Source organism: Corynebacterium sp. J010B-136 (genome assembly GCF_002967075.1).
Classification (GTDB): domain Bacteria; phylum Actinomycetota; class Actinomycetes; order Mycobacteriales; family Mycobacteriaceae; genus Corynebacterium.
Genome location: NZ_PUGE01000007.1, coordinates 34,326 through 55,835, shown reverse-complemented (window position 1 = coordinate 55,835; position 21,510 = coordinate 34,326). Strand labels below are relative to the sequence as shown.

Here is a 21,510-nt window from a genome sequence, read left to right as displayed (position 1 = left end):
GGTAGGATAACCGGCGTGGAAAATCTGACTCTTGCGCAATCTACAACCGAAATGACCGACATGTCCTGGGTGCAGGTCTTAGTCCTGTCCATTGTCCAAGGGCTGACCGAGTTTCTCCCCGTGAGCTCTTCCGGCCACCTCCGGATCGTGTCCGAGCTTTTTTGGGGCCAGGATGCAGGTGCTTCCTTCACCGCAGTGATTCAGCTTGGCACAGAGCTTGCCGTAGTGGTCTTCTTCGCCAAGATGATCTGGCAAATTCTCACCGGCTGGTTCAAAGGCTGGGTTGATAAAGAATCCCGCGGCCAGGATTGGAAGATGGGCTGGTTTGTCATCGTGGGCTCCATTCCCATCGGCGTTCTGGGACTCGTGGGCAAGGACCTTATTCGCGATGCGCTGCGCAACCTGTGGATTACCGCAGGAATGCTGATTTTGTTCTCGCTGGTGTTCATCGTCGCTGAGCGCGTGGGTAAGAAAAATCGCGGCTTTGATGAGCTGACGATGAAAGACGCCATCATCATGGGTCTCTGCCAGTGCTTGGCGCTGATTCCTGGCGTATCTCGTTCGGGTGGAACCATTTCCGGTGGTCTGTTCCTCGGTCTTGACCGCGAAGTTGCAACCCGATTTTCCTTCCTGCTGGCTATTCCCGCAGTACTGGCATCAGGCCTTTTTTCGCTTCCCGATGCCTTCGATCCGGCTGCTGGCCAAGCCGCGTCCGGCATGCAACTTCTAGTCGGTACGGCAGTTGCGTTCGTGGTTGGTTACGCCTCCATCGCGTGGCTGTTAAAGTTTGTTTCCAACCACTCCTTCGAGTGGTTCGCGGCCTACCGAATCCCAGTGGGTATCTTCGTTATGATTCTGCTGGCAATCGGAGTTCTCCAACCCTTTTAAACTTAACGGTTGAAGCTAGGTACGATAGCAGGCATGAAATCTTGGCCAATCCCGTCCGTACCCCTAATTCCAGGCACCGCTGCGCAGTTGCATCTCTACGACTCAGCGGATGAGAAGACCAAGCCTGTCGAAGTCGCAGGCGATACAGCTACAATGTATGTCTGCGGCATTACCCCTTATGACTCCACGCACCTCGGCCACGCTGCAACTTACGTCACCTTCGACGTCATCTACCGAATGCTCCTGGACCAGGGGCACAAGGTTCACTACGTCCAAAATGTCACCGACGTGGACGATCCACTCTTTGAGCGCGCAGAACGCGATGGCGTCGACTGGCGCGAATTAGGCGAAAGCCAAGTCCAGCTCTTCCGCTCCGATATGGAACAGCTCGGAGTCATGCCGCCGCAGGATTACATCGGCGCTATCGAATCCATCGATGAAGTCATCGAGCTGACTCAAAAGCTCCTGGAAAATGGCGCTGCCTATGTCGTTGATGATGAGCAATATCCAGACGTTTACGCGTCTATCGATGCCACCAAGCAATTTGGCTATGAATCGAATTATGACCGCGCAACCATGGAAGAGTTCTTCGCAGAGCGCGGTGGCGATCCCAAGCGAGCGGGCAAGAAAGATCCGCTCGACGCTTTGTTGTGGCGCGCTGTGCGCGAAGGCGAGCCATCCTGGGAATCCCCATTCGGCCCTGGCCGACCAGGCTGGCACGTGGAGTGTTCGGCAATCGCTACAAATCGTCTCGGTTCTTCCTTCTTAATTCAGGGCGGTGGCTCGGACCTGAAGTACCCGCACCACGAATACTCAGCAGCTCATGCAGAGGCCGGATTGGGTGTAGACCGCATGGCGGAATTCTACGTACACGCTGGCATGATCGGTCTTGAGGGCACCAAGATGTCAAAGTCCTTGGGCAACCTCGTCTTTGTGCATAAGTTAGTAGAGCAGGGCGTCGACCCTTCAGCGATCCGCCTCGGTTTGTATGCACACCATTATCGCGGCGATCGCGACTGGTCCGACGAGCTACTCAATACCGCTATCGAACGCCTCAATTCTTGGCGCAGCGCATTTACCAATGCTCAAACAGCAGGCGTCGGCGTTGATGAAACCCAAGCTCAGGACGTGGCGAACAAGGCAGTTTCACAGCTTCGTGAGCGCCTTGCCGATGACTTGGATACCGTCGGCGCACTGCAGGTAATCGATGAGTGGGCGCAGACTCCTTCCACTGCACAGGCAGCAGGGGTAGTAGCTACAGCTGTCGATGGTCTGTTGGGCGTGCGCATTTCCTAGTTTTAGGGGACAATATCCACATGAGCATTCGCGCGACCTATCAGCCACAAATCGACGAGTTTATGAGCAATCTGGAGTCATTCGCCACGGGTGACTACCTCAACGAAGATGAGAAAGAGTTTTGGGACCAACCTTTCGATCCCAAAGCACTACCTTCACTTCGTACGATCCTTGAGCGTCTTTTCGATGCTTTCGATGCGATCCCAGATGACCCGTCAGGTGAACAGCTCAAAGGTGCAGTGACACCATTTTTCACGGAGCTGGAAGCATTCAATCGCAAGAATGCCGACGCCATCTTGGAGCCCGAAGAAAAGCAAGAGCTCAACGAGCTCATCTCTCAGGCAGCCGCTGATACCGGCGCCGATGACGAAGCACTGGGCGAGCTACCTGAGCTCGACTAGTCCTAAGCTCGTCTCTTTCTCCTCGCGGAGCCAAGCGCAGTACACTGACGCAGCACGCTAGCGCATTTGGTGCCGCGAGGACTTACTCATGCCTTTAGCGACGGGCACCTTTAATCAACCGATATCAACGAGAAAAGTATTAGCACCAGATTCATGAAGAAACCTCTCGCCATCTTTTGGGATATGGACGGCACCCTCACCGACTCAGAACCATTGTGGGAGGAAGCAACGTATTTTCTCTCTGAGCTATTGGGCAAACGACTCACCCCAGAGCAAAGGCAGCTCACGGTTGGTTCGACCTTCGAAAACACCCTGCGCATTTGCGCTGAGGCCGCAGGCGTGGAACTAACCCCTGAAGACTATCCGAAGTACCAGGCCTTGACTTTCAATAAGACGCGCGAGCTTTTCGCCGAGCGCCTCGAGGTCTTCCCAGGCATTCAAAATCTTCTGACGCAGCTTAAAAGCGATGACATGGCGATGTTCGTGACCACAAATACCGTGCGACACGTAGCAGATTCCGCCATCGACACAGTGGGCCGTCACTTCTTCGTCGACACCATCTGTGGCGATGAAGTAGCAGAGGGTAAACCTGCCCCGGATATGTACCTGGAGGCCGCTCGCCGCGCAGGAGTCGACCCTGCCGGTGCACTGGTATTCGAGGACTCCACGACGGGTATGCGCGCTGCTTTGGCCGCTGGATGCCAGGTTATTGGGCTGCCCGAACATGCGCAGATGGAGATTCCGGAAGGCGCGGTAAGCATCGAAAAGCTAAGCGGCAACAAGCACCTTGACGGTGCCACTGCTGCCGATGTCTACGACTGGTTTGCCCGCATTTCGGGGTAAAAGCTAGGCAATGGCATGCGAAATCAACTATCTATGGAACAATAGGTAACCGTGAAGAATTTTGAGACTTTGTTTAATGAACTTGCAGAAAAAGCCAGTGAGCGCCCAGCGGGCTCAGGCACGGTTGAAGCATTAGACAAGGGCGCCCATTTCATCGGCAAGAAGATCATCGAAGAAGCCGGCGAAGTGTGGATCGCATCGGAGTACCAGTCCGACGAAGAACTGGCTGAAGAAATGTCACAGCTTATTTACTGGACCCAGGTGATGATGCTCCATCGTGGCATCACCTTGGATGACATCTACAAGAACCTGTAAATAATCTTCGTATCCGCTTAACAACTGAAGTGTTTTCGACGCGGATAGGCGAAATAGAAAAATTCGAAGGACCAATTCATGATTAAGATTGCTGTTCCGAACAAAGGCTCACTGTCTGAAATGGCAGTGAAAATCCTGAGCGAGGCTGGCTACAAGTCTCGCGGCATGACCAAAGCTCTCAACATTGTTGACGAGGCAAACGGCGTGGAGTTTTTCTTCCTGCGCCCGAAGGACATCGCTATTTATGTTGCCAAGGGCCTGCTGGACCTGGGCATTACCGGACGTGACCTTGCCGCTGATTCCCGCGTCAAGGTTCAAGAGTTGCTGCCTTTAGGCTTTGGTTCATCTACTTTCCGCTACGCCGCGCCACAGGGGCAGAACTGGAAAGTGGAAGACCTCGACGGCAAGCGCATCGCGACTTCGTACCCAAATGTGGTGCGTGACTACCTGACCGAACACGGCATGAAGGCAGAGGTCATCCGTCTTGATGGCGCCGTGGAAATCTCCATCAAACTTGGCGTTGCCGATGTCATCGCAGACGTCGTTTCCACTGGTAACACGCTGCGTCAGCACGGCCTGGAACCTTTCGGCGAGCCATTGATTGACTCCGAAGCTGTAGTCATCAAGCGCGTTGACACCGATGTCACCGAAGATGAGCAGGTCATTCTCAAGCGTATTCAAGGCATCTTGAACGCCTATAACTACCTGATGATTGACTACAACATCCACAAGGACAACTTGGATGCCGCCACAAACATCACGCCGGGACTGACTGGTCCGACTGTTTCGCCACTGGCGCGTGAAGATTGGGTCGCAGCGCGCGCGATGGTGCCAAAGAAGCAAGCGAACCAGCTCATGGATGATTTATCAAAGCTCGGAGCCGAGGCAATTTTGGCTTCAGAGCTTCGCATTGCCCGCATTTAGGGGTATCACAACCTGATTTGGTTCGTACGCCATGTGAACGCGGTTACGATTGTTGCAGAACACTTCAGTTTTGCTTGATTACCTCCAGTAAAACCACGGTGAAAACATCACCGTGGTTTTCTGCTGCGACATCAGGCACGTATCCGAACAAGGAGCGCAACTAACATGGCCAAGACCTCCAAGAAGGACGAATCCACGCAGGATAAGTCAGCACCGGAGAAATCTGCCGAAGCAACCGCGAAAACAGCGGATGCTCAAGCGACAGATAATCAGTCAATTCCAGCCTCAACCGGGTTAAAAGGTCCAGCAGTCGCGACAGAGAAGGCTGTGAAGACCTCTAATATCAAGACCCGCGTGGAAGAAGACCTTCTGGGCAAACTTGAGGTTCCAGAAGATGCTTATTACGGCGTGCACACCATGCGTGCGCTGGATAACTTCCAGATCTCTTATGTCACCGTCAACTCCATCCCGGAGTTCATCCGCGGCATGGTGATGGTGAAAAAGGCCACGGCCATGGCCAACCGTCGTTTGCACACCTTGCCAAAGAAGAAGGCCGAAGCCATTGTTTGGGCATGTGACCAGATCCTGGAAGAGGGTCGTTGCATGGACCAGTTCCCGCTGGATGTTTTCCAGGGCGGCGCTGGTACCTCGACCAACATGAACACCAACGAGGTCATCGCCAACCTAGCGTTGGAATATCTGGGGGAGAAGAAGGGCAGCTACGACGTCATCAACCCTAATGACGACGTCAACATGTCGCAGTCGACCAACGACGCTTACCCAACCGGTTTCCGTTTGGGTCTGTACTTCTCTATCAACAAGTTGATTGAGCGTATCGATGCACTGCAGGATTCCTTGTCAGCCAAGGGTAATGAGTTCCAAGACATCTTGAAGATGGGCCGCACCCAGCTCCAGGATGCAGTGCCAATGACGCTTGGCGATGAATTCCAGGCCTTTGCACGCAACCTCCAGGAAGAGCAAGCAGTGCTGCGCATGGCACAGGGCATGCTGCTCGAGGTTAACCTCGGCGCAACTGCTGTCGGTACCGGTGTTAATACCCCGGCCGGCTACCGCCACCAGGTTGTTGCTGCGCTGAGCGAAGTTACCGACCTGGAAATCAAGACTGCACGCGATCTTATCGAAGCAACGTCTGACTGTGGTGCCTACGTGCTGCTGCACTCTGCGATCAAGCGCACGGCGATGAAGCTGTCCAAGATCTGCAACGACTTGCGGCTTCTGGCTTCGGGTCCACGCGCTGGCCTGGGTGAAATCAACCTTCCACCACGCCAGGCTGGTTCTTCGATCATGCCAGGTAAGGTCAACCCAGTTATCCCTGAGGTAGTCAACCAGGTGTGCTTCAAGGTCTTCGGCAATGACCAGACCGTAACCATGGCGGCTGAAGCAGGACAATTGCAGCTCAACGTCATGGAACCAGTCATCGGCGAGGCTTTATTCCAGTCGATTCGTATCATGGGCAACGCCGTGGACACCCTGCGCGAGAAGTGCATCGTCGGTATTACCGCTAATGCTGATGTGTGCCGCGACTACGTGGTCAACTCCATCGGTATTGTTACCTACCTCAACCCATTTATCGGCCACCACAATGGCGACCTCATCGCCAAGGAGTCCCTCGAAACCGGCCGCGGCGTTCGCGAACTGGTCTTAGATAAGGGCCTCATGGACGAAGAAACGCTGGACAAGGTGCTCTCTGTTCAAAACCTCATGCACCCAGAGTTCCGTGGCCAGCTCTACGTGGACGAATAAATCCCGCGTGCTTATTAAGCAACAACTGATGTGATAAATGCCCTCCTGCGTGGAGGGCATTTTCATTGCTTTTGAAGGCGAATTAATATCACGTGGGTGGTGGTCGAAGCACCTAAACGCGCTGCGTACGATGGAAGGTATGACAAAGCATCTAAGTGACGTAGAAATTGCCCAAGCCCATAAGCTGCATCCGATTGCTGAGATTGCCGCTAGTGTAGGGATCCCCGCTGGAGCGCTCATTCCGTATGGAACGAACAAGGCCAAGGTGGACATCGACAAGCTGCCCAAGCCGGAAAAGCCCGGCAAATTGGTGTTGGTGACCGGAGTTTCTCCAACTCCAGCGGGTGAAGGAAAATCTACGGTCCTTATTGGTCTCACTGATGCGCTCAATCGCCTGGGTAAGAAGTCTATTGTCGCAATTCGGGAGCCTTCCCAAGGCCCGGTGATGGGTCTTAAAGGTGGCGCGGCCGGCGGCGGCTTTGCGCAGATCGTGCCCATGGAAGATATTAACCTGCACTTCACGGGTGATTTCCACGCGATTGCTGCTGCGACTAATACTTTGGCCGCTTTGATCGATAACCATATCCACCAGGGCAATGTCTTAAATATTGACCCCAATAAAGTCACGTGGCAGCGCTGCTTAGATGTCAATGACCGTGCTCTGCGCAAGGTGGTCACTGGTCTGGGCGGGGCAGTTAACGGTGCTGCCGCGGAAACCGGTTTTACCATCACGGCGGCTTCAGAAATCATGGCCATTTTGGGTCTTGCCACCGACTTGGAGGATCTCAAACGCCGCTTAGGTGCAATTACCATTGGCTTTACTTTCGATGACCAGCCGGTTACCGCTGACGACCTTGAGGCAGCAGGTGCCTTGACTGCTTTAATGCGCGATGCCTTGCTGCCAAACTTGGTCCAAACATTAGGTGGAGCGCCTGCTTTTGTGCACGGCGGACCGTTTGCCAATATCGCCCATGGATGCAATACGTTATTAGCTACGCAGGCCGCGCTTAATCTTGGCGATATCGCGCTGACTGAAGCTGGCTTTGGCTCGGATCTCGGCGGCGAAAAGTTCTTCGATATCAAAGCTCGCTTCGGTGGCCTCAACGTGGATGGGGCAGTGGTTGTCGCCACTATTCGCTCTCAGAAATACAACGGTGGCGTTGCTCGCGAGGATTTGCAGAAAGAAGACCTGGAGGCGCTGGCCAAGGGCATTAAGAATTTGGAGCGCCACGTAGAAAACATTCGGAAGTTTGGTATCCGTCCGGTGGTAGCGCTTAACCTATTCCACTCCGATACCGAGGCAGAGCGTGACTTAATGCGCCAGTGGGCGAAAGATTTCGATGTTGCCTACGCCGAGGCCGATGTGTTTACCCAGGGAGGTGCGGGTGCCGAAAAGCTGGGGCAGACGCTGCTCAACAATCTGGAGGGAACCTCGACTCCGCTATATGATCCGGCGCATGGCGTCGAAGCGTCGATTGACACCATCGCCAAGGAAGTCTACCGCGCAGAGGAAGTTCAGTACTCCAAGCGGGCGCTTCGTGATCTGCAAACCTTAAAAGACAACGGCTGGGACACCATGCCGGTGGTGATTTCAAAGACGCAGTACTCCTTCTCCGATGATCCTACGGAACTGGGCGCACCTGAAGGCCACACACTGCACGTGCGCGAAATCATCCCACGCACAGGTGCCGGCTTCAATGTCGTTCTCACCGGTGATGTCATGACCATGCCTGGGCTACCCAAGGTACCTGCAGCCAACAACATCGACGTCGATGCTAGCGGAAGCATCTCTGGCCTGTTCTAACTAAAAATGGGCATGACTAATTGACAGGTGTACCACGCTTGTTGAGCGCACCTGTTGCACTAGAACTTCTTTAAACCTTCGGCGGATCTAGTCGGGCCTCGGGACTTGCCGCTGTTGGAGGCTGGAGTGATTAGATAAGGTCCATCGCCCCCATGCTGCTCAAGTCATGTGTATTGCCCACAAGCTTCCCACCAGGGGTGTGCAGGCGGACCTTGCCGCGGTGGCGTCGCATTCTCCCGCGATTGGGCTTGCCTTTTCCTCGCTTATTTTTTCTTTTCTGTGACCCGGGATTACCCGGGTCACCGTCGTCGTTGACGCCGTTGTGGTATTTGCACAGCATGGTCAGATTCGACGGCTTGGTGTGCCCGCCGTGTTTGTGGGCGTCGATGTGGTGAACCTGGCACCTATCCGCAGGCACATTGCAGTCTGGCCACGGGCAGACCAGATTCTCTGCCATGGCTAAGGTTCGTAGTTTGTCTGATGCGAAGCGGGTCTCGTAAAGGTTGACCGGCCCAGCGGTGGGGTGAAAGAGTCCGACATAGAGTTTGTCGCCGAGTGCGCCTTTCATTGCGGCGTTGATGAACTCTGCGCCGGTCATGGTGGTGCCATCGGAGAGACCGATGATGACCTTGTCGCCCCGCCCGCAGCTAACTTTCGCGAAATCGTCGAGACCGATGGCAATGACGGTGCGGTATTCCGGCTTGATAAGCCCAGTGCCGTTGCCTTCGACTAAGTCCCAGAATGGTTCTAATAATGCTTCGGAGCGGGGCTGGTCGTCGTTGGTAATGGCGGCGTCGAGAGTTTTCTCGAGGGCGGTAATACGTCGTTGGGTATCGGTAATACTAATGGTGCGCAGGCCGTCTACAACGCGACCTAGGCGTAAACCGCGTTGCTTCGGTGCGTCGCCGCCTTCTTCCGTGACACGTTTCTTGGCGTAAGCTTCGACTTCTTCGAAGGTGCCCTCAAACGCGATAAGTTCAGCACGCAAGCGCCAGGCGGCACCGCGCTTCTTCAACTTCTTGGCGTGCTTTTCCACCATCTCTAAATACTCAAGGCTTAACCCCCGCTCTTCAGCGAGAGCTACCGATTCGCGTTGCAGCCGCGGTGAATCGGTGGGGCCGAAAAGAACATCGGCCATCGAGGTAAAATTCTTCGCGGTCTTACGTGCCATGCCATCGCTTGCCATGTCGTATGGCGAGCGTTTAGACATGTCTCTTAAGATGCCTATTGCTTGGCTGGTAAGAGCCATAAATTCTTCGTACTTATCCATGCCTTCGACACTAAAACGCAAACGCAAGCCCGCGCTAGGGCAAGGCCAAAAACCTGTGGATAACTATGGTGACACGTCACCTAACGGTCGAAGTTATCCACAGGCGAGTGGTTTAGGAGCCATCGACAAGCTAATCTGCGGTGGAGCCTGGCCACCCGGGATACTCTGGTGGGGTACCGCCGAATGCGGGGCACAGGTCCTGGAAAGAGCACCAGCCGCACAACTTTGATTTCTTGGGGCGGAAAAGACCTTCCTTGCCATCGCCTTCGATCTTGGCCCATAGGTCACCCAAATCGCGCTCGAAGTACTCGAGTTCCTCCCGCGAGGGCATCAGGAACATCGAATCGAAGACCTTCAAATACATCAGGCGGAGCTGGGTAGGGATGACGCCGTGGATGCGCCAATACACGAGGGCATAAAAACGCATCTGGAACTGGGCATCGTGCGAGTACTGCGGCTTGGGCTTCTTGCCAGTTTTATAGTCCACCACGCGCACTTGCCCGGTTGGCGCTTCATCGACGCGGTCAATAAATCCACGCACAGGCACGTTGTTGGGCAGGACAGTATCGACGTACATCTCAACGGCCTTGGCATCGAAGCCTTGCGGGTTTTCCATCTGGAAATAGCCCTTGACCAGATCCCGGGCATCGATGAGGAAGTCTAAAGTCTCGTCCTCGGGCACTAATTCTTTAAGTTCAGTGTCTTTTTCACACATGAGCTCCCACTCGGGCTTGAGGAATTTCACCGCCCGGGGATAAGTGCGCTCATCGCGCGGAAGCTCATGCGTCTTTTCCAAAGCTGCGTGGACCAAAGTACCTTTGACCTGCGCGATGGTCTTTGGCTCAGGCAGGCGGTCAATCGCCCGGAAGCGATACAGCAAAGGGCACTGGTTGTAATCGCTCGCGCGCGATGGAGACAGCGCCAGCGGCCGCGGGCGTCGCGGCGCGTGAGGTTGTGCTTGCTTGTCTGCAGTCATGGGGGTAGAAGCAGCAGAGCTAGAAAGAGAGTTATGGGGGAGATTCATGGTGTTTCAAGCTTAACGCGGGCAAAGAAATGGCACAGTGGAGGGTATGGAAAATACCATTGCAGACTTTATTGATTTTATTGAGCAATCGCCAAGCTCCTACCATGCCGCCGAAGTAGTAGCGTCGCGGTTGCAGGACGCTGGTTTTGCGCGTGTCGATGAAACCGCGCAGTGGCCATCTACTCCCGGTGGATATGTCATGGTGCGCGGCGGGGCAGTGATGGCCTGGGTTGTGCCAGAAAATTTCACCGGGGGATTTAAGATTGTTGGCTCGCACACGGATTCACCGGGGTTTATGGTCAAGCCCAATCCGGATTTTCGCAATGCTGGGTGGTCACAGCTTGCAGTTGAAGTCTACGGCGGGCCGATTCTGCACACGTGGTTTGACCGCGAGTTAAAACTTGCGGGCCAGGTGGTTTTAAAGGATGGTTCGAGGCGTCTGGTTGACACTGGTGCGTTGGTGCGCATTCCTAATCTGGCTATTCACCTGCACAGGGAGAAGAACTTTGAGCCAGACCGACAGGTACATGTACAGCCGATTATTGGCCTAGATGCTGACGATGTTTCCTTCGCAGAGATTCTTGCTGAAAAGCTTGAGGTGGATGCCAAGGAGATTTCCGCTTTCAACCTGATTACCGTAGATTCCCAGCGCGGTGAAATCTTTGGCGCTGGTCACAAGCTTCTTGCTGCCGGTCGCATGGATAATCTTTCTTCGGTGTGGGCAAGCATGCAGGCGCTCATTAGCGCGGCCGAGGACTATTCCGGCGAGGATGTGTTGGTTCTTTCTGCCTTTGACCATGAGGAAGTCGGTTCGGCATCACGCTATGGTGCTGCGGGCCCGATTTTAGAAGATGTGCTCACCCGTACCGCCGCGGCACTGGGCAAGAATGAAGAAGAACGCCGGCAGATCTATGCACGCTCTTCGTGCATCTCCGTCGATGCCGCGCACAGCGTGCACCCCAACTATGCAGGCAAACACGATCCGACCCACCACCCGTTGATTGGCCAGGGCCCGGTGACGAAGATTAACGCGAATCAGCGCTACGCTTCCGATGCCACCTCAATCCACCTGTGGGAGTCCGCCTGTGCGCGTGCTGGAGTTCCAGTGCAGCGTTTCGTCGGTAATAACGCCGTGCCGTGTGGCAGCACGATTGGCCCAATCACCGCAACGCGCTTGGGCATTGACACCGTGGATGTGGGCGTGCCGTTATTGTCCATGCACTCAGCCCGTGAACTTGTGGGCGTGCAAGACCAACTATGGATGATCGACGCACTTAAGGCATACTTGGTTGGTTAAAAGAACTAGAGCCTAGCCTTTCGGCGCTAAAGGAGATTCTCACATGCCTTATTCCGGTCCATTTCAATACGGTGACCGAGTGCAGCTTACCGATGCAAAACGTCGCCACTACACCTTGGTCCTGGAAGAGGGAGTCAAGTTTCACTCCCACCGCGGCATCATTGAGCACTCGCAGATCGTAGGCATGGATGAGGGCTCCGTGGTCACTTCCACACTCGGCTCTGATTTCTTGCTCTTCCGTCACCTCATGGTTGACCATGTCCTTTCAATGCCGCGTGGCGCTGCCGTGATTTACCCTAAAGACTCGGCGCAGATCCTGGTCGAAGGCGATATCTTTATGGGCGCACGCGTCTTGGAGGCGGGTGCTGGTTCAGGTGCGCTGTCTATGACCTTGCTGCGTGCGGTGGGACCTGAAGGCCACGTATTTTCCTATGAGATCCGCGAAGACCACCTGGAATTTGCCGAAAATAACGTGGAAGAGTACTTCGGCAGCAAACCTGAATGGTGGTCACCACGCCTAGGTGATCTAGGAGATGTCACCGTAGATGATCTCGGCGGCCCGGTCGACCGCATCGTCCTGGATATGCTCGAGCCATGGGAGCACTTGGAGACCGTACGCGATCTGCTCATCCCAGGTGGCGTCTTTATGACCTATGTTGCCACCGTGCCGCAGCTGATGAAGGTTATGGAAGGCCTGCGTGAACTTAAGTGCTTTACCGAGCCGCGCGCGTGGGAGTCTTTGGTGCGTGAGTGGAAGGTCGAAGGCCTTGCAACCCGTCCAGAGCACCGCATGAATGCCCACACAGCCTTTTTGATTTGGACCCGTCGCCTGGCCGATGGCGTGACTCCACCAGCGGTAAAGCGACGTGCGCGCCGCTAGCATTACCCCTAAAATTACCCACCCACGGTATTAGCATCTCGCAGGTCACACTCGCTGACCTGCGTTTTTATTAGGGTAAGCTTTGCCTTAGCTTTAACCGCGTGGTTTTGAACGGCAAGGTTACTCAAAGCGCTAAGGTGGACTCATGTCACAATCCAACCGAGATCAAGAAAAGAATTTAGACGCCCACAACGTGAGTGAGTTACGCGTTCAGGTGCGCAAGCTTAGTGAACGCAATTCTTCACTTGCCTCGTTGTTGCAAAGTTCCCGCAATAAACTGCAGCAATTGGCTGCAGATGTTAATGAATTAGCCGAACCCGCATCCTCCTACGGAATCTTTTTGGGTTATTCCGGCCGTCCGCACGATTCGCGCCGAGACGCCGAAGTTTATACCAATAACCGGCCCATGCGTTTGAAGATTTCCCCGCAGGTAGAACCAGGGACTTTAAAAGTTGGCCAGCTGGTTCGCTTAGGCGATGGCATGGTGGTTGTCGAAGGCTGCGGTTTTCCACGCGATGGCCAACTTGCCACTTTGTCCGAGCGCATCGGTTCTGACCGCGCGGTGGTCTTAGCAAGCAATAATGAAGAATCTATCGCAATTATCGCAGAGCATCTGCGCGATTCGGTGCGCTCGGGTGATACGGTGCTCATCGATAGCCGAGCGGGCATCATCTTGGAGCACGTGCACAAAACCGAAGTCTCGCAATTGCAGCTGGAAGAAGTCCCCAATGTCTCCTTTGAGGATATTGGCGGTTTGGATGCTCAAATTTCGCAGATCCGTGACTCCGTCGAACTTCCTTTCCTGCACCCAGAGCTTTACCGCGATTATGCACTGAGCCCGCCTAAAGGCGTGCTGTTATACGGCCCTCCGGGCTGCGGTAAGACGTTGATTGCAAAGGCTGTAGCGAATTCGCTCGCCCAGCAAATGGGGGAGGAGTCATCTTCTTATTTCCTTAATGTCAAAGGTCCGGAGCTGCTCAATAAGTTCGTCGGTGAGACCGAGCGCCGCATCCGCATGATCTTTGAGCGCGCACGCGAGCTTGCGGCAATTAACCCCAACCGTCCTGTCATTATCTTCTTCGATGAAATGGAATCGATCTTCCGCACCCGCGGCTCCGGCGTGTCCTCGGATATGGAGACCACCGTCGTCCCGCAGCTGCTGACGGAGCTAGACGGTGTAGAAAAGCTCGACAACGTCATCATCATCGGCGCGACTAACCGCGATGAGCTCATCGATCCAGCAATCATGCGCCCTGGCCGCCTTGACATTAAGGTGCGCGTCAATCGCCCGAATAAACAAGGTGCGAAAGATATCTTTGATTCGCACTTCCCAGAAGATGTTCCGCACATTGGCCAGCGTCAAGATCTCATCGAGTTCGCCACCGACGAGCTCTTCGGAGACCGCCCCTTTGTCCGCGTCCACTTTGATGATGGTTCGGACCGCGTTTTGCACTACCGGGACTTTGTCTCCGGTGCGATGATCGCGAATATCATGTCGCGTGCAAAGAAGCTGGCTATCAAGGATTCTCTGCTGAACCCAGATGCGCCAAAAGGCATCGACCGCGCGCACTTGTCACTGGCTATTGCTGCTGAGCAAGCAGAAAGCGAGCATTTGCCCACCAAGACGAATGCGGATGAATGGGTCAAAACCATCGACGGTGGCTCTTCCAGCCCACTGAGTCAAGGGCTTAAGATTGAAAGCATCGAGTTTTTAGGTTTTAGGAGTTCAACATGGCACGTTTCCTAGGCACTGAAACTGAATACGGTATCTCTACGCCTGAGTGGCCAGAGCTTTCCCCGATCATCACCTCGACGCACGCGGTGGTTGCTTATGGTGCGATGTTTACTACGGCGCGCTCGCGGTGGGATTTCGCTGAAGAACATCCGCTGCGCGATATGCGCGGATTCGATCTCAAACGCTATTCCACCGTGCCCGTTGTGGATCCCAACGCGATCGGTGTTGCCAATGTGGTCACGCCCGCCGGCGCGCGCTTTTATGTTGACCACGCGCACCCTGAATATTCCTCCCCGGAGTGCTCCAACGCGTGGGATGCGATGGTCTATGATGCCGCCGGTGATGGTGTCTTGCTCGATGCCGCGGCAGCGGTCGCCGGGCTCACCGCCGAAGGCAAGTCCGTTCTGGCGAATAATGAGCCCTGCCCACCGTTGAAGCTGTATAAAAACAACGTCGACGGCAAGGGCGCATCCTATGGTGCGCACGAAAACTACCAATACTCGCGTGATACGGACTTTGACGTGTTGGCGCAGGCGCTGATCCCGTTTTTCGTCGCGCGCATCGTCGTCACCGGCGCCGGCAGGGTCGGGATCGAGCAGGATGGCTCCGAGCCAGGTTTCCAGATTTCCCAGCGTGCCGATTACATGGAGCAGGAAATTACGCTAGAGACCACGCTTAACCGCGGCATCATTAACACCCGCGACGAGCCACACGCCGACGCCGAACATTGGGGTCGCCTGCACGTTATCGTGGGCGATGCCAATATGTCGCAGACTTCTAACCTGCTCAAGCTCGGCATGACCTCCATGGTCCTCGATGCCATCGAACAGGGCATTGATTTTAGCGATCTGAAACTTGCCAACCCCGTCGCGGAAATCAAGAACGTCAGCCGCGATCTGAGTTTGCAGCACAAGCTGAAGCTCAAAGACGGCCGCGAGCTCACCGCTTTAGAGATTTTGGCCATTTACCGCGAGCGCGTCACCCCAGGTTCCGAGGTAGACACAAAGGTACTTGAGGCGTGGGATGAGGTTGTCGCATTGCTTGTCGATGACCCCCTGTCCGCCGCCCATCTTCTCGATTGGGTGGCAAAATATCGCCTCATTGAAGGCTTTACCAACCGCGGTGTTGCGTTAGATGATCCCAAACTTGCCCTGATCGACCTGCAATACACCGATATCGATCCTGAAAAGTCTTTGTATCACGCGCTCGTGCGCAAGGGGCAGATGCGAACACTGGTAAGCCAAGAGGAAATCGATACGGCTAAGACCACGCCGCCACACGATACCCGGGCGTATTTCCGTGGCCGAGTCACGGAGAAATTCGGCGAGGATGTCTTGGCTACCAACTGGCAAGTGATGTCCGTACAGGAGCACCAAGTCACGCAAGGCACAGACACCACAGCACACCTAGCGCATATTCGCTTCGACGATGTGGGCAGTTTCAACTACCAGGCAGTAGGGGAGATCATCGATGCATCGTCCACGGTGTCCGGCTTGGTTAAAAAGCTCGAGGAGCAGGGAATTGGCATACAACGTACAGCCAAGCCCATTAAAGTACGACGTTAGCGTGCGTTTGCACACTAACGATAAAGAGAAGACACTGGCGATTAAGAGTTCAAAGCACTAAGAGGAGAAATAATGTCTGAAAAGCAATCCCAGGTTTATGGTTCCGGTAGCGGAGATAATTCAACCGATGACGAGGCTCAAGCAGCTGGTCAGGTCCACGTTGATACGACGGGCACCGATGATTTATTAGATGAGATTGACGGCCTGTTGGAGTCGAACGCAGAGGAGTTTGTGAAGTCTTATGTTCAAAAGGGCGGTCAGTAAGACCTCATGACTTTTCACAGACCACAGTCGCCGGTCTATGCCCGCCGCATCATGGGTATTGAGACGGAATACGGCATTACCGCTTTATCGGAGCCATCGCAGCGGCATCTGACCCCAGATGAAGTAGCGCGCGAGCTTTTTCGCCCCGTGGTGGATAAGCACCAGGCGACGAATATCTTTACAGATAATGCGTCGCGCCTTTATTTAGACGTCGGCTCGCATCCGGAAATCGCGACAGGGGAGTGCGATAGCCTGACGCAATTGCTCAACTATGAGCGCGCGGGCGATGTCATCGTCAATGACCTAGCTGTCCAAGCAGAGTCAACCTTGCAGAATATGGGTCTGGCAAAGTCACTGATCTTGTTTAAAAATAACGTGGATAGCCAGGGTAATTCCTACGGTTGTCACGAAAACTATCTGATTTCGCGGCACATGGTCTTGCGCGATATTTCGCGGAAGCTGATGCCTTTTATGATCACTCGTCAGCTGATTTGCGGGGCCGGAATGGTCGCTCCGGAAAAGGCGAACTCACCGGCACGTTTCGTGCTTTCGCAACGCGCCGACCAGGTGTGGGAAGGTGTTTCTTCGGCGACGACGCGCTCGCGTCCCATCATCAACACGCGCGATGAACCGCATAGCGATTCTTCACGTTTTCGCCGCATGCACGTCATCGTAGGCGATTCCAACATGGCGGAACCTACCTTTGCGCTGAAGGTCGGCTCTACTTTGTTGATGTTGGAGATGATTGAGGCGAATTTCGACCTGCCGAATTTAGAGGTCGAAGACCCCATCGCGCATATTCGCCAAATCGCTTTGGATCTCACGGGGCAAACTCCGGTGCAGCTTGTCGATGATTCCGCTCCAGCCTCACAGATGACCGCCCTAGAGATTCAAACGCTCTTGTGCCAGTACGCCGAAAAGTGGCTACAGCACCGCCCTGAAGAAGGAACTCCCACGGCAGAGATGGCCAAGGTAGTGGAGCTGTGGAAGCGCGTGCTCGAAGCTATCCGCACTCAGGATTTCTCTAAGGTCAACCGCGATATCGATTGGGTTATCAAGAAGGATCTGCTGGATAAATATCGTGACCGCCTGCAGTCGGATTGGTCGCATCCGAAACTTGCCCAAATTGACTTGAGCTATCACGATATCCGTCCAGGTCGTGGCCTGTATGACGTGCTGATGCGCAAGGGTTTGGTGTCGCGCTGGACCGATGATGAAGCCATTGCCCAAGCAGTAAATATCGCGCCGCAGACCACGCGCGCAAAGCTGCGCGGGGAGTTTCTTGCCAAGGCTCGCGAATACGGTGCCGATTTCACTGTCGATTGGACGCGGTTAAAGGTTAATCGCCCGGAGCCACAGGTGGTGGAATTTGCCGATCCCTTCATTTTCGAAGATGAACGCTTAGCAGGGTTGATAGACTACATCGCAGAGCATATGCACGATTGATAGTTTGCAGTCTAAAGCTGAAAGGGCACGCCGAATGGGAATTGGGTCAGGCGATAAGCCAATGAAAGGTTCCGCCGGTCAAGAGTACGTAGCACTTGGACGGCACATTAGCTTATATCTGGCCCTTTTAGGCGCTGCTAATAGCGGCGCTAACCCCACGCGGACCGCCGAGTGGATTCGACGCAGCGTGCAAGGCTACAAAGATAAATCGGACGAAGCCTTTGATAAGGCTTTACGCCGTGACATCCTGACCTTGCGTCATGCTGGCATTCCGATTTCTCATTCGCGCGATGCTAACGGCTTTACCCACTACCAGCTGCTTACTGAGCAATACGCCCTTCCTGATATCCAGTTCACTCCGGAAGAGGCCATGGCTTTGAGCGTGGCCGCAAGTTTTGGCAATACTGGCGGGCTCGCTGACTTTTCGCAATCCGGTTTTAGCAAGCTGGCGGCATCTGGTGCCCCCCGCAGCCACGGTCCAAGTCCTGTGCACACCGCGGTTTCAGATATGACTTTGGTGCAGCCGGTTATTATTCGCGATATCAATACGATAATTCGCAATGGCTTGCGGATGAGCTTTGACTATAAGCCACAGCCGAGTGTTCCCGCGCAGCGGCGAGTAATGGATCCGTGGGGATTAGTGGTCCACCATAATCGTGTGTATTTGGTGGGCTATGACATCGACAAGCAAGCTCCCCGCGTCTTCCGGATCCTGCGCGTTACTTCGGTAAAAGCTCGTGATGAGAAAGCCACTCATCCGCCCGTGCAAGAATCCTTGCAGTCTTTAGTCAACGACGCACTGCGCCGCAGCCAAACATCTGCCACAGTTCGCGTGGATGCTGATAAAGCCATTGAGCTCATTGAAGAGGCCGAAGATAAAGGCGATGGAACCTACTTCCTGGATAAAGTCTCCTCCGATTGGCTAACGCGCACCGCGCTGTCGTATGCAGATTCCGCGGAAGTGCTTGAGCCGGGTGAGATTCAGGAGGGCATCGCAAAGCTAGCGAAGAAAGCCCTGGACGAGAATCTTGTCGATCTCGATGGTAAACCCACCACCTGGCGCCGCGATGAAGAAGCAGAAGATACTGCACCGAAAAACTCGAATCTCGGCCCACGTATTCACCGCTTGGTGCGGATGACCAATATCTTGCCGTACTTTAAGCGCCATCCTGATAAGTCGATGATGGAAGCGGCCTCGGATTTGGACATGTCGCATGAAGAACTCGTCGCGGCACTCAACACTTTATTTTTGTCCGGCGCAACGCAAAATACCGAGGACCTTATTGACTTGTCTTGGGATTTTCGCAAGGTCAATATCATTGACAGCCAAGGCATGGACCAGGCTCTGCGCCTGACTCCCACCGAAGCCAGTGCTTTGCTGCTGGCGCTGGAATCCCTTGAATCGATGCCCGGTCTGATAGATCCGCAGGCCGTGCAATCTGCGGCCAATAAAATCCGCGGGATCATGGATACCAAGACACAAGGAATCTATGACTCGCTGGCAACGACCCCACCTGAGGAATCTAAGATTCAGGCGGCTCTAGCCACGGCTATCGACACCAATAAGCAGGTGCGTTTTGAGTACTGGTCTTCCGGAGAGAATGAATCCACCTCGCGTACAGCAGATCCGGTTCGCGTCTTTTTAGCTGATTCGGAGCTTTACCTCAGCGCGTGGGACAAAGACCGTGACGCTCACAGGACATTTCGGCTAGACCGCATGCGCGATGTTGAGGTGCTAGAAACCGCTGCCACCCCCAAATCGGCGAGTACTGAGATCGATCCCACAGACCCCTTTGGCTTCGATTCCAGCGCAAAAGCCACAATCTTTTTGCATGAATCTGCCAGCTGGCTCGCAGATTATCACGACATCGCATTGGCCGAAACAGCGCGAAATGGCTGGATTGAGGGTTCTATGCCAATTGGCCGGGATTCATGGTTTGTCCGCTTTGCGTTGAGCAATGCCGATCGGCTGCGTGTGACAAGCCCTGAAAGTATCACGGTTGCCATTGCGGAAAACGCAATTGCGGCGCTTGCTCGTTATACTCAGAAACTAACGTAAGTATTTAGGCTGCGGGTACCTAAAATCACGAGGTACGCGCCCGATCTTTGGAGTTAGTTCATGCCTGGTTTAGGTGCCGTAGAAATCATCCTCATCATTGTGGTGATCGTATTGCTTTTCGGATCCCGAAAGCTGCCGGATTTGGCCCGCTCTGTGGGTCGCTCCATGCGTATTTTCAAATCCGAAGTCACCGAGATGACCAACGAGTCCAAAGCTCGTGAGGAAAACAAGCCGCAGGGCGAGTTAACCCAGGGCAACGGAAACGATCAGTTCTGGCAAGACCCCAACATGCAGCCTCGCCAGTACCCACAGCAAAACAACCCTCAGCAGGGTTACCCGCAACAGGGTTACCCGCAACAGGGCTACCCACAGGGCGGTTCCCCACAGCAGCAGAACTGGGAACAACAGCAGCAGCAACAGCATAATTGGAACAATCCCCAGCAGGGCAATAACCCTCAGCAGGGTGGTATCTACGGAAACAATTATCCTCCACAGCAGCAGTAATCGCTGTCGGTAAAATTGTATAAAGCGCCTCATTTACCACGAAGAATTCGTGAGCATGCTGGTGAGGCGTTGTGAGTTTCGGTAGGGGATAGAAGGTTATGTCTAACGGCAGGCCAGCACGTTCAGGTAAGAGCGGAGCGGTTCAACGACTCCAGCAACTGCAAGCTAAGCGTCGCGCGAAAAAAGCCAATACAACGGGAGAGATGACTCTTGTTGAGCACCTCCAAGAGCTGCGACAGCGCGTCATCGTCTCCCTCCTTGCCTTGGCTATCGGTACCATCTTGGGTTTCATCTGGTACCAATCCTCACCGTTCGGGTTGCCACCATTAGGAGAAATCCTGCGTGGCCCTTACTGTTCCTTACCTGCAGAACAGCGTGCGGCTTTTACCCCGGATGGCGAATGTCGACTCCTGGCTACGCAGCCCTTTGAAATGTTTATTCTGCGCTTGAAAGTAGGTGCGTTGGCTGGCGTGGTTCTTTCTTCCCCAGTCTGGCTGTATCAAATCTGGGGCTTTATCACCCCCGGTCTGCACAAGAACGAAAAGCGTGGCACCGTCACGTTTGTTTCGCTTGCTGTTTTATTATTCGTAGCTGGCGCAGTACTTGCTTACTTCATCGTGGCATTGGGATTGGAATTCCTCATCAGCATGGGTGATGAATTCCAGATCACTGCGTTAACCGGTAATGAATACTACAACTTCCTTTTGGCACTGCTTACCATCTTCGGAGTGAGTTTCGAGGTGCCATTAATTCTGGTCATGCTCAACCTCGTCGGCGTGTTGCAGTACCACCACGTGGCTGATAAACGTCGCGTCATCATCGTTGGCATCATGATCTTCGCTGCGTTTATGACCCCGGGCGGAGATCCAATCTCCATGATGATCCTGTCCGCGGCAATCACCCTGCTCGTGGAATTGGCATTCCAGTTCTGCCGCATCAACGACAAGCGCCGCGGCGAAGAACGCCCAGAGTGGCTGGACTTAGACGATGAACAATCTTCTGGCCCGATTGCACCATCCGCACCCATCGGAGCTGACGGGGGAATTGATCCAATACAACCTGTTGCTCCCGCGGCACCAATTCAGAACATTCCAACGCAACAGTTCCAGCAAAGCTTCTCTGAACCCAACCCGCAAAAGCCTAAGGCCACCCCTTTCGATGATGTGCTCTAGGAACGTCGCCAGCACGGCGTTCCTGTTCGCACTACCTGCTGGTAGCAGGTAGTGTTGGC

The 21,510-nt window shown here is 54.3% G+C and carries 19 protein-coding genes; 17 read left to right on the top strand and 2 right to left on the bottom strand.

The window, feature by feature from the left end; genetic code table 11:
- Positions 1–60: 60 nt before the first annotated feature.
- The 8 genes from C5Y44_RS10985 (at position 61) to C5Y44_RS10950 (ending at position 8,235) form a co-directional block, all read left to right on the top strand.
- Entirely contained in the window at positions 61–888 is an 828-nt protein-coding gene (locus tag C5Y44_RS10985; RefSeq protein WP_066797608.1) for an undecaprenyl-diphosphate phosphatase, read from the top strand.
- A 33-nt stretch (positions 889–921) separates the two neighbouring features.
- Entirely contained in the window at positions 922–2,184 is a 1,263-nt protein-coding gene (gene mshC / locus C5Y44_RS10980; RefSeq protein WP_105324976.1) for a cysteine--1-D-myo-inosityl 2-amino-2-deoxy-alpha-D-glucopyranoside ligase, read from the top strand.
- Positions 2,185–2,204: 20 nt separating this feature from the next.
- Positions 2,205–2,585: a hypothetical protein gene (locus tag C5Y44_RS10975; RefSeq protein WP_066794004.1), complete on the top strand. Its 381-nt coding sequence runs from the start codon at positions 2,205–2,207 to the stop codon at positions 2,583–2,585.
- 153 nt (positions 2,586–2,738) lie between these two features.
- The gene (locus C5Y44_RS10970) at positions 2,739–3,428 is read left to right on the top strand and encodes an HAD family phosphatase (RefSeq protein ID WP_105324975.1); all 690 of its coding nucleotides are present in this window, start codon (positions 2,739–2,741) and stop codon (positions 3,426–3,428) included.
- A 51-nt stretch (positions 3,429–3,479) separates the two neighbouring features.
- Complete coding sequence (locus tag C5Y44_RS10965) at positions 3,480–3,743, top strand: phosphoribosyl-ATP diphosphatase (protein WP_066839830.1); 264 nt, start codon at positions 3,480–3,482, stop codon at positions 3,741–3,743.
- 78 nt (positions 3,744–3,821) lie between these two features.
- Positions 3,822–4,667, top strand: coding sequence for an ATP phosphoribosyltransferase (hisG, locus tag C5Y44_RS10960; RefSeq protein WP_066793986.1), 846 nt, complete (start codon positions 3,822–3,824; stop codon positions 4,665–4,667).
- Between the two features lie 165 nt (positions 4,668–4,832).
- Complete coding sequence (gene aspA / locus C5Y44_RS10955) at positions 4,833–6,431, top strand: aspartate ammonia-lyase (protein ID WP_105324974.1); 1,599 nt, start codon at positions 4,833–4,835, stop codon at positions 6,429–6,431.
- Positions 6,432–6,570: 139 nt separating this feature from the next.
- On the top strand, positions 6,571–8,235 hold the full coding sequence (locus C5Y44_RS10950; RefSeq protein ID WP_105325048.1) for a formate--tetrahydrofolate ligase: 1,665 nt from the start codon (positions 6,571–6,573) through the stop codon (positions 8,233–8,235).
- Positions 8,236–8,365: 130 nt separating this feature from the next.
- Here C5Y44_RS10950 and C5Y44_RS10945 read toward each other — a convergent pair whose 3' ends face one another.
- Both C5Y44_RS10945 and C5Y44_RS10940 read right to left on the bottom strand, forming a co-directional pair.
- Positions 8,366–9,505: an HNH endonuclease signature motif containing protein gene (locus C5Y44_RS10945; RefSeq protein WP_105325047.1), complete on the bottom strand. Its 1,140-nt coding sequence runs from the start codon at positions 9,503–9,505 to the stop codon at positions 8,366–8,368.
- Positions 9,506–9,635: 130 nt separating this feature from the next.
- A complete protein-coding gene (locus tag C5Y44_RS10940; protein WP_105325046.1) occupies positions 9,636–10,481 on the bottom strand; it encodes a RecB family exonuclease in 846 nt (281 codons plus the stop codon).
- A 94-nt stretch (positions 10,482–10,575) separates the two neighbouring features.
- On the opposite strand from C5Y44_RS10940, the gene C5Y44_RS10935 reads away from it, so the two are divergent.
- The 9 genes from C5Y44_RS10935 to tatC all read left to right on the top strand — a co-directional run bounded on the left by C5Y44_RS10935 (position 10,576) and on the right by tatC (position 21,451).
- Positions 10,576–11,826, top strand: coding sequence for a M18 family aminopeptidase (locus C5Y44_RS10935; RefSeq protein WP_105325045.1), 1,251 nt, complete (start codon positions 10,576–10,578; stop codon positions 11,824–11,826).
- Between the two features lie 43 nt (positions 11,827–11,869).
- Complete coding sequence (locus tag C5Y44_RS10930) at positions 11,870–12,706, top strand: tRNA (adenine-N1)-methyltransferase (protein WP_066793973.1); 837 nt, start codon at positions 11,870–11,872, stop codon at positions 12,704–12,706.
- Positions 12,707–12,851: 145 nt separating this feature from the next.
- A complete protein-coding gene (gene arc, locus C5Y44_RS10925) occupies positions 12,852–14,453 on the top strand; it encodes a proteasome ATPase (RefSeq protein ID WP_105324973.1) in 1,602 nt (533 codons plus the stop codon).
- The gene (dop, locus tag C5Y44_RS10920) at positions 14,438–16,006 is read left to right on the top strand and encodes a depupylase/deamidase Dop (RefSeq protein WP_105324972.1); all 1,569 of its coding nucleotides are present in this window, start codon (positions 14,438–14,440) and stop codon (positions 16,004–16,006) included. Before arc ends, dop begins: the two co-directional genes overlap by 16 nt.
- Positions 16,007–16,078: 72 nt before the next feature.
- Positions 16,079–16,270, top strand: a complete 192-nt coding sequence (locus tag C5Y44_RS10915; RefSeq protein ID WP_105324971.1) for a ubiquitin-like protein Pup — start codon at positions 16,079–16,081, stop codon at positions 16,268–16,270.
- Between the two features lie 6 nt (positions 16,271–16,276).
- Complete coding sequence (gene pafA / locus C5Y44_RS10910; protein ID WP_105324970.1) at positions 16,277–17,716, top strand: Pup--protein ligase; 1,440 nt, start codon at positions 16,277–16,279, stop codon at positions 17,714–17,716.
- 34 nt (positions 17,717–17,750) lie between these two features.
- Entirely contained in the window at positions 17,751–19,775 is a 2,025-nt protein-coding gene (locus C5Y44_RS10905; protein WP_105324969.1) for a YafY family protein, read from the top strand.
- A gap of 60 nt (positions 19,776–19,835) precedes the next feature.
- A complete protein-coding gene (gene tatA / locus C5Y44_RS10900; RefSeq protein ID WP_105324968.1) occupies positions 19,836–20,279 on the top strand; it encodes a Sec-independent protein translocase subunit TatA in 444 nt (147 codons plus the stop codon).
- Positions 20,280–20,377: 98 nt separating this feature from the next.
- A complete protein-coding gene (gene tatC / locus C5Y44_RS10895) occupies positions 20,378–21,451 on the top strand; it encodes a twin-arginine translocase subunit TatC (RefSeq protein ID WP_199186039.1) in 1,074 nt (357 codons plus the stop codon).
- Positions 21,452–21,510 lie beyond the last annotated feature (59 nt).

Coding starts and splice junctions, on each gene's coding strand:
- C5Y44_RS10985 (WP_066797608.1), top strand. CDS start 61: ATGTCCTGGGTGCAGGTCTTAGTCCTGTCCATTGTCCAAGGGCTGACC.
- mshC (WP_105324976.1), top strand. CDS start 922: ATGAAATCTTGGCCAATCCCGTCCGTACCCCTAATTCCAGGCACCGCT.
- C5Y44_RS10975 (WP_066794004.1), top strand. CDS start 2,205: ATGAGCATTCGCGCGACCTATCAGCCACAAATCGACGAGTTTATGAGC.
- C5Y44_RS10970 (WP_105324975.1), top strand. CDS start 2,739: ATGAAGAAACCTCTCGCCATCTTTTGGGATATGGACGGCACCCTCACC.
- hisG (WP_066793986.1), top strand. CDS start 3,822: ATGATTAAGATTGCTGTTCCGAACAAAGGCTCACTGTCTGAAATGGCA.
- aspA (WP_105324974.1), top strand. CDS start 4,833: ATGGCCAAGACCTCCAAGAAGGACGAATCCACGCAGGATAAGTCAGCA.
- C5Y44_RS10950 (WP_105325048.1), top strand. CDS start 6,571: ATGACAAAGCATCTAAGTGACGTAGAAATTGCCCAAGCCCATAAGCTG.
- C5Y44_RS10945 (WP_105325047.1), bottom strand. CDS start 9,505: ATGGATAAGTACGAAGAATTTATGGCTCTTACCAGCCAAGCAATAGGC.
- C5Y44_RS10940 (WP_105325046.1), bottom strand. CDS start 10,481: ATGACTGCAGACAAGCAAGCACAACCTCACGCGCCGCGACGCCCGCGG.
- C5Y44_RS10935 (WP_105325045.1), top strand. CDS start 10,576: ATGGAAAATACCATTGCAGACTTTATTGATTTTATTGAGCAATCGCCA.
- C5Y44_RS10930 (WP_066793973.1), top strand. CDS start 11,870: ATGCCTTATTCCGGTCCATTTCAATACGGTGACCGAGTGCAGCTTACC.
- arc (WP_105324973.1), top strand. CDS start 12,852: ATGTCACAATCCAACCGAGATCAAGAAAAGAATTTAGACGCCCACAAC.
- dop (WP_105324972.1), top strand. CDS start 14,438: ATGGCACGTTTCCTAGGCACTGAAACTGAATACGGTATCTCTACGCCT.
- C5Y44_RS10915 (WP_105324971.1), top strand. CDS start 16,079: ATGTCTGAAAAGCAATCCCAGGTTTATGGTTCCGGTAGCGGAGATAAT.
- pafA (WP_105324970.1), top strand. CDS start 16,277: ATGACTTTTCACAGACCACAGTCGCCGGTCTATGCCCGCCGCATCATG.
- C5Y44_RS10905 (WP_105324969.1), top strand. CDS start 17,751: ATGGGAATTGGGTCAGGCGATAAGCCAATGAAAGGTTCCGCCGGTCAA.
- tatA (WP_105324968.1), top strand. CDS start 19,836: ATGCCTGGTTTAGGTGCCGTAGAAATCATCCTCATCATTGTGGTGATC.
- tatC (WP_199186039.1), top strand. CDS start 20,378: ATGTCTAACGGCAGGCCAGCACGTTCAGGTAAGAGCGGAGCGGTTCAA.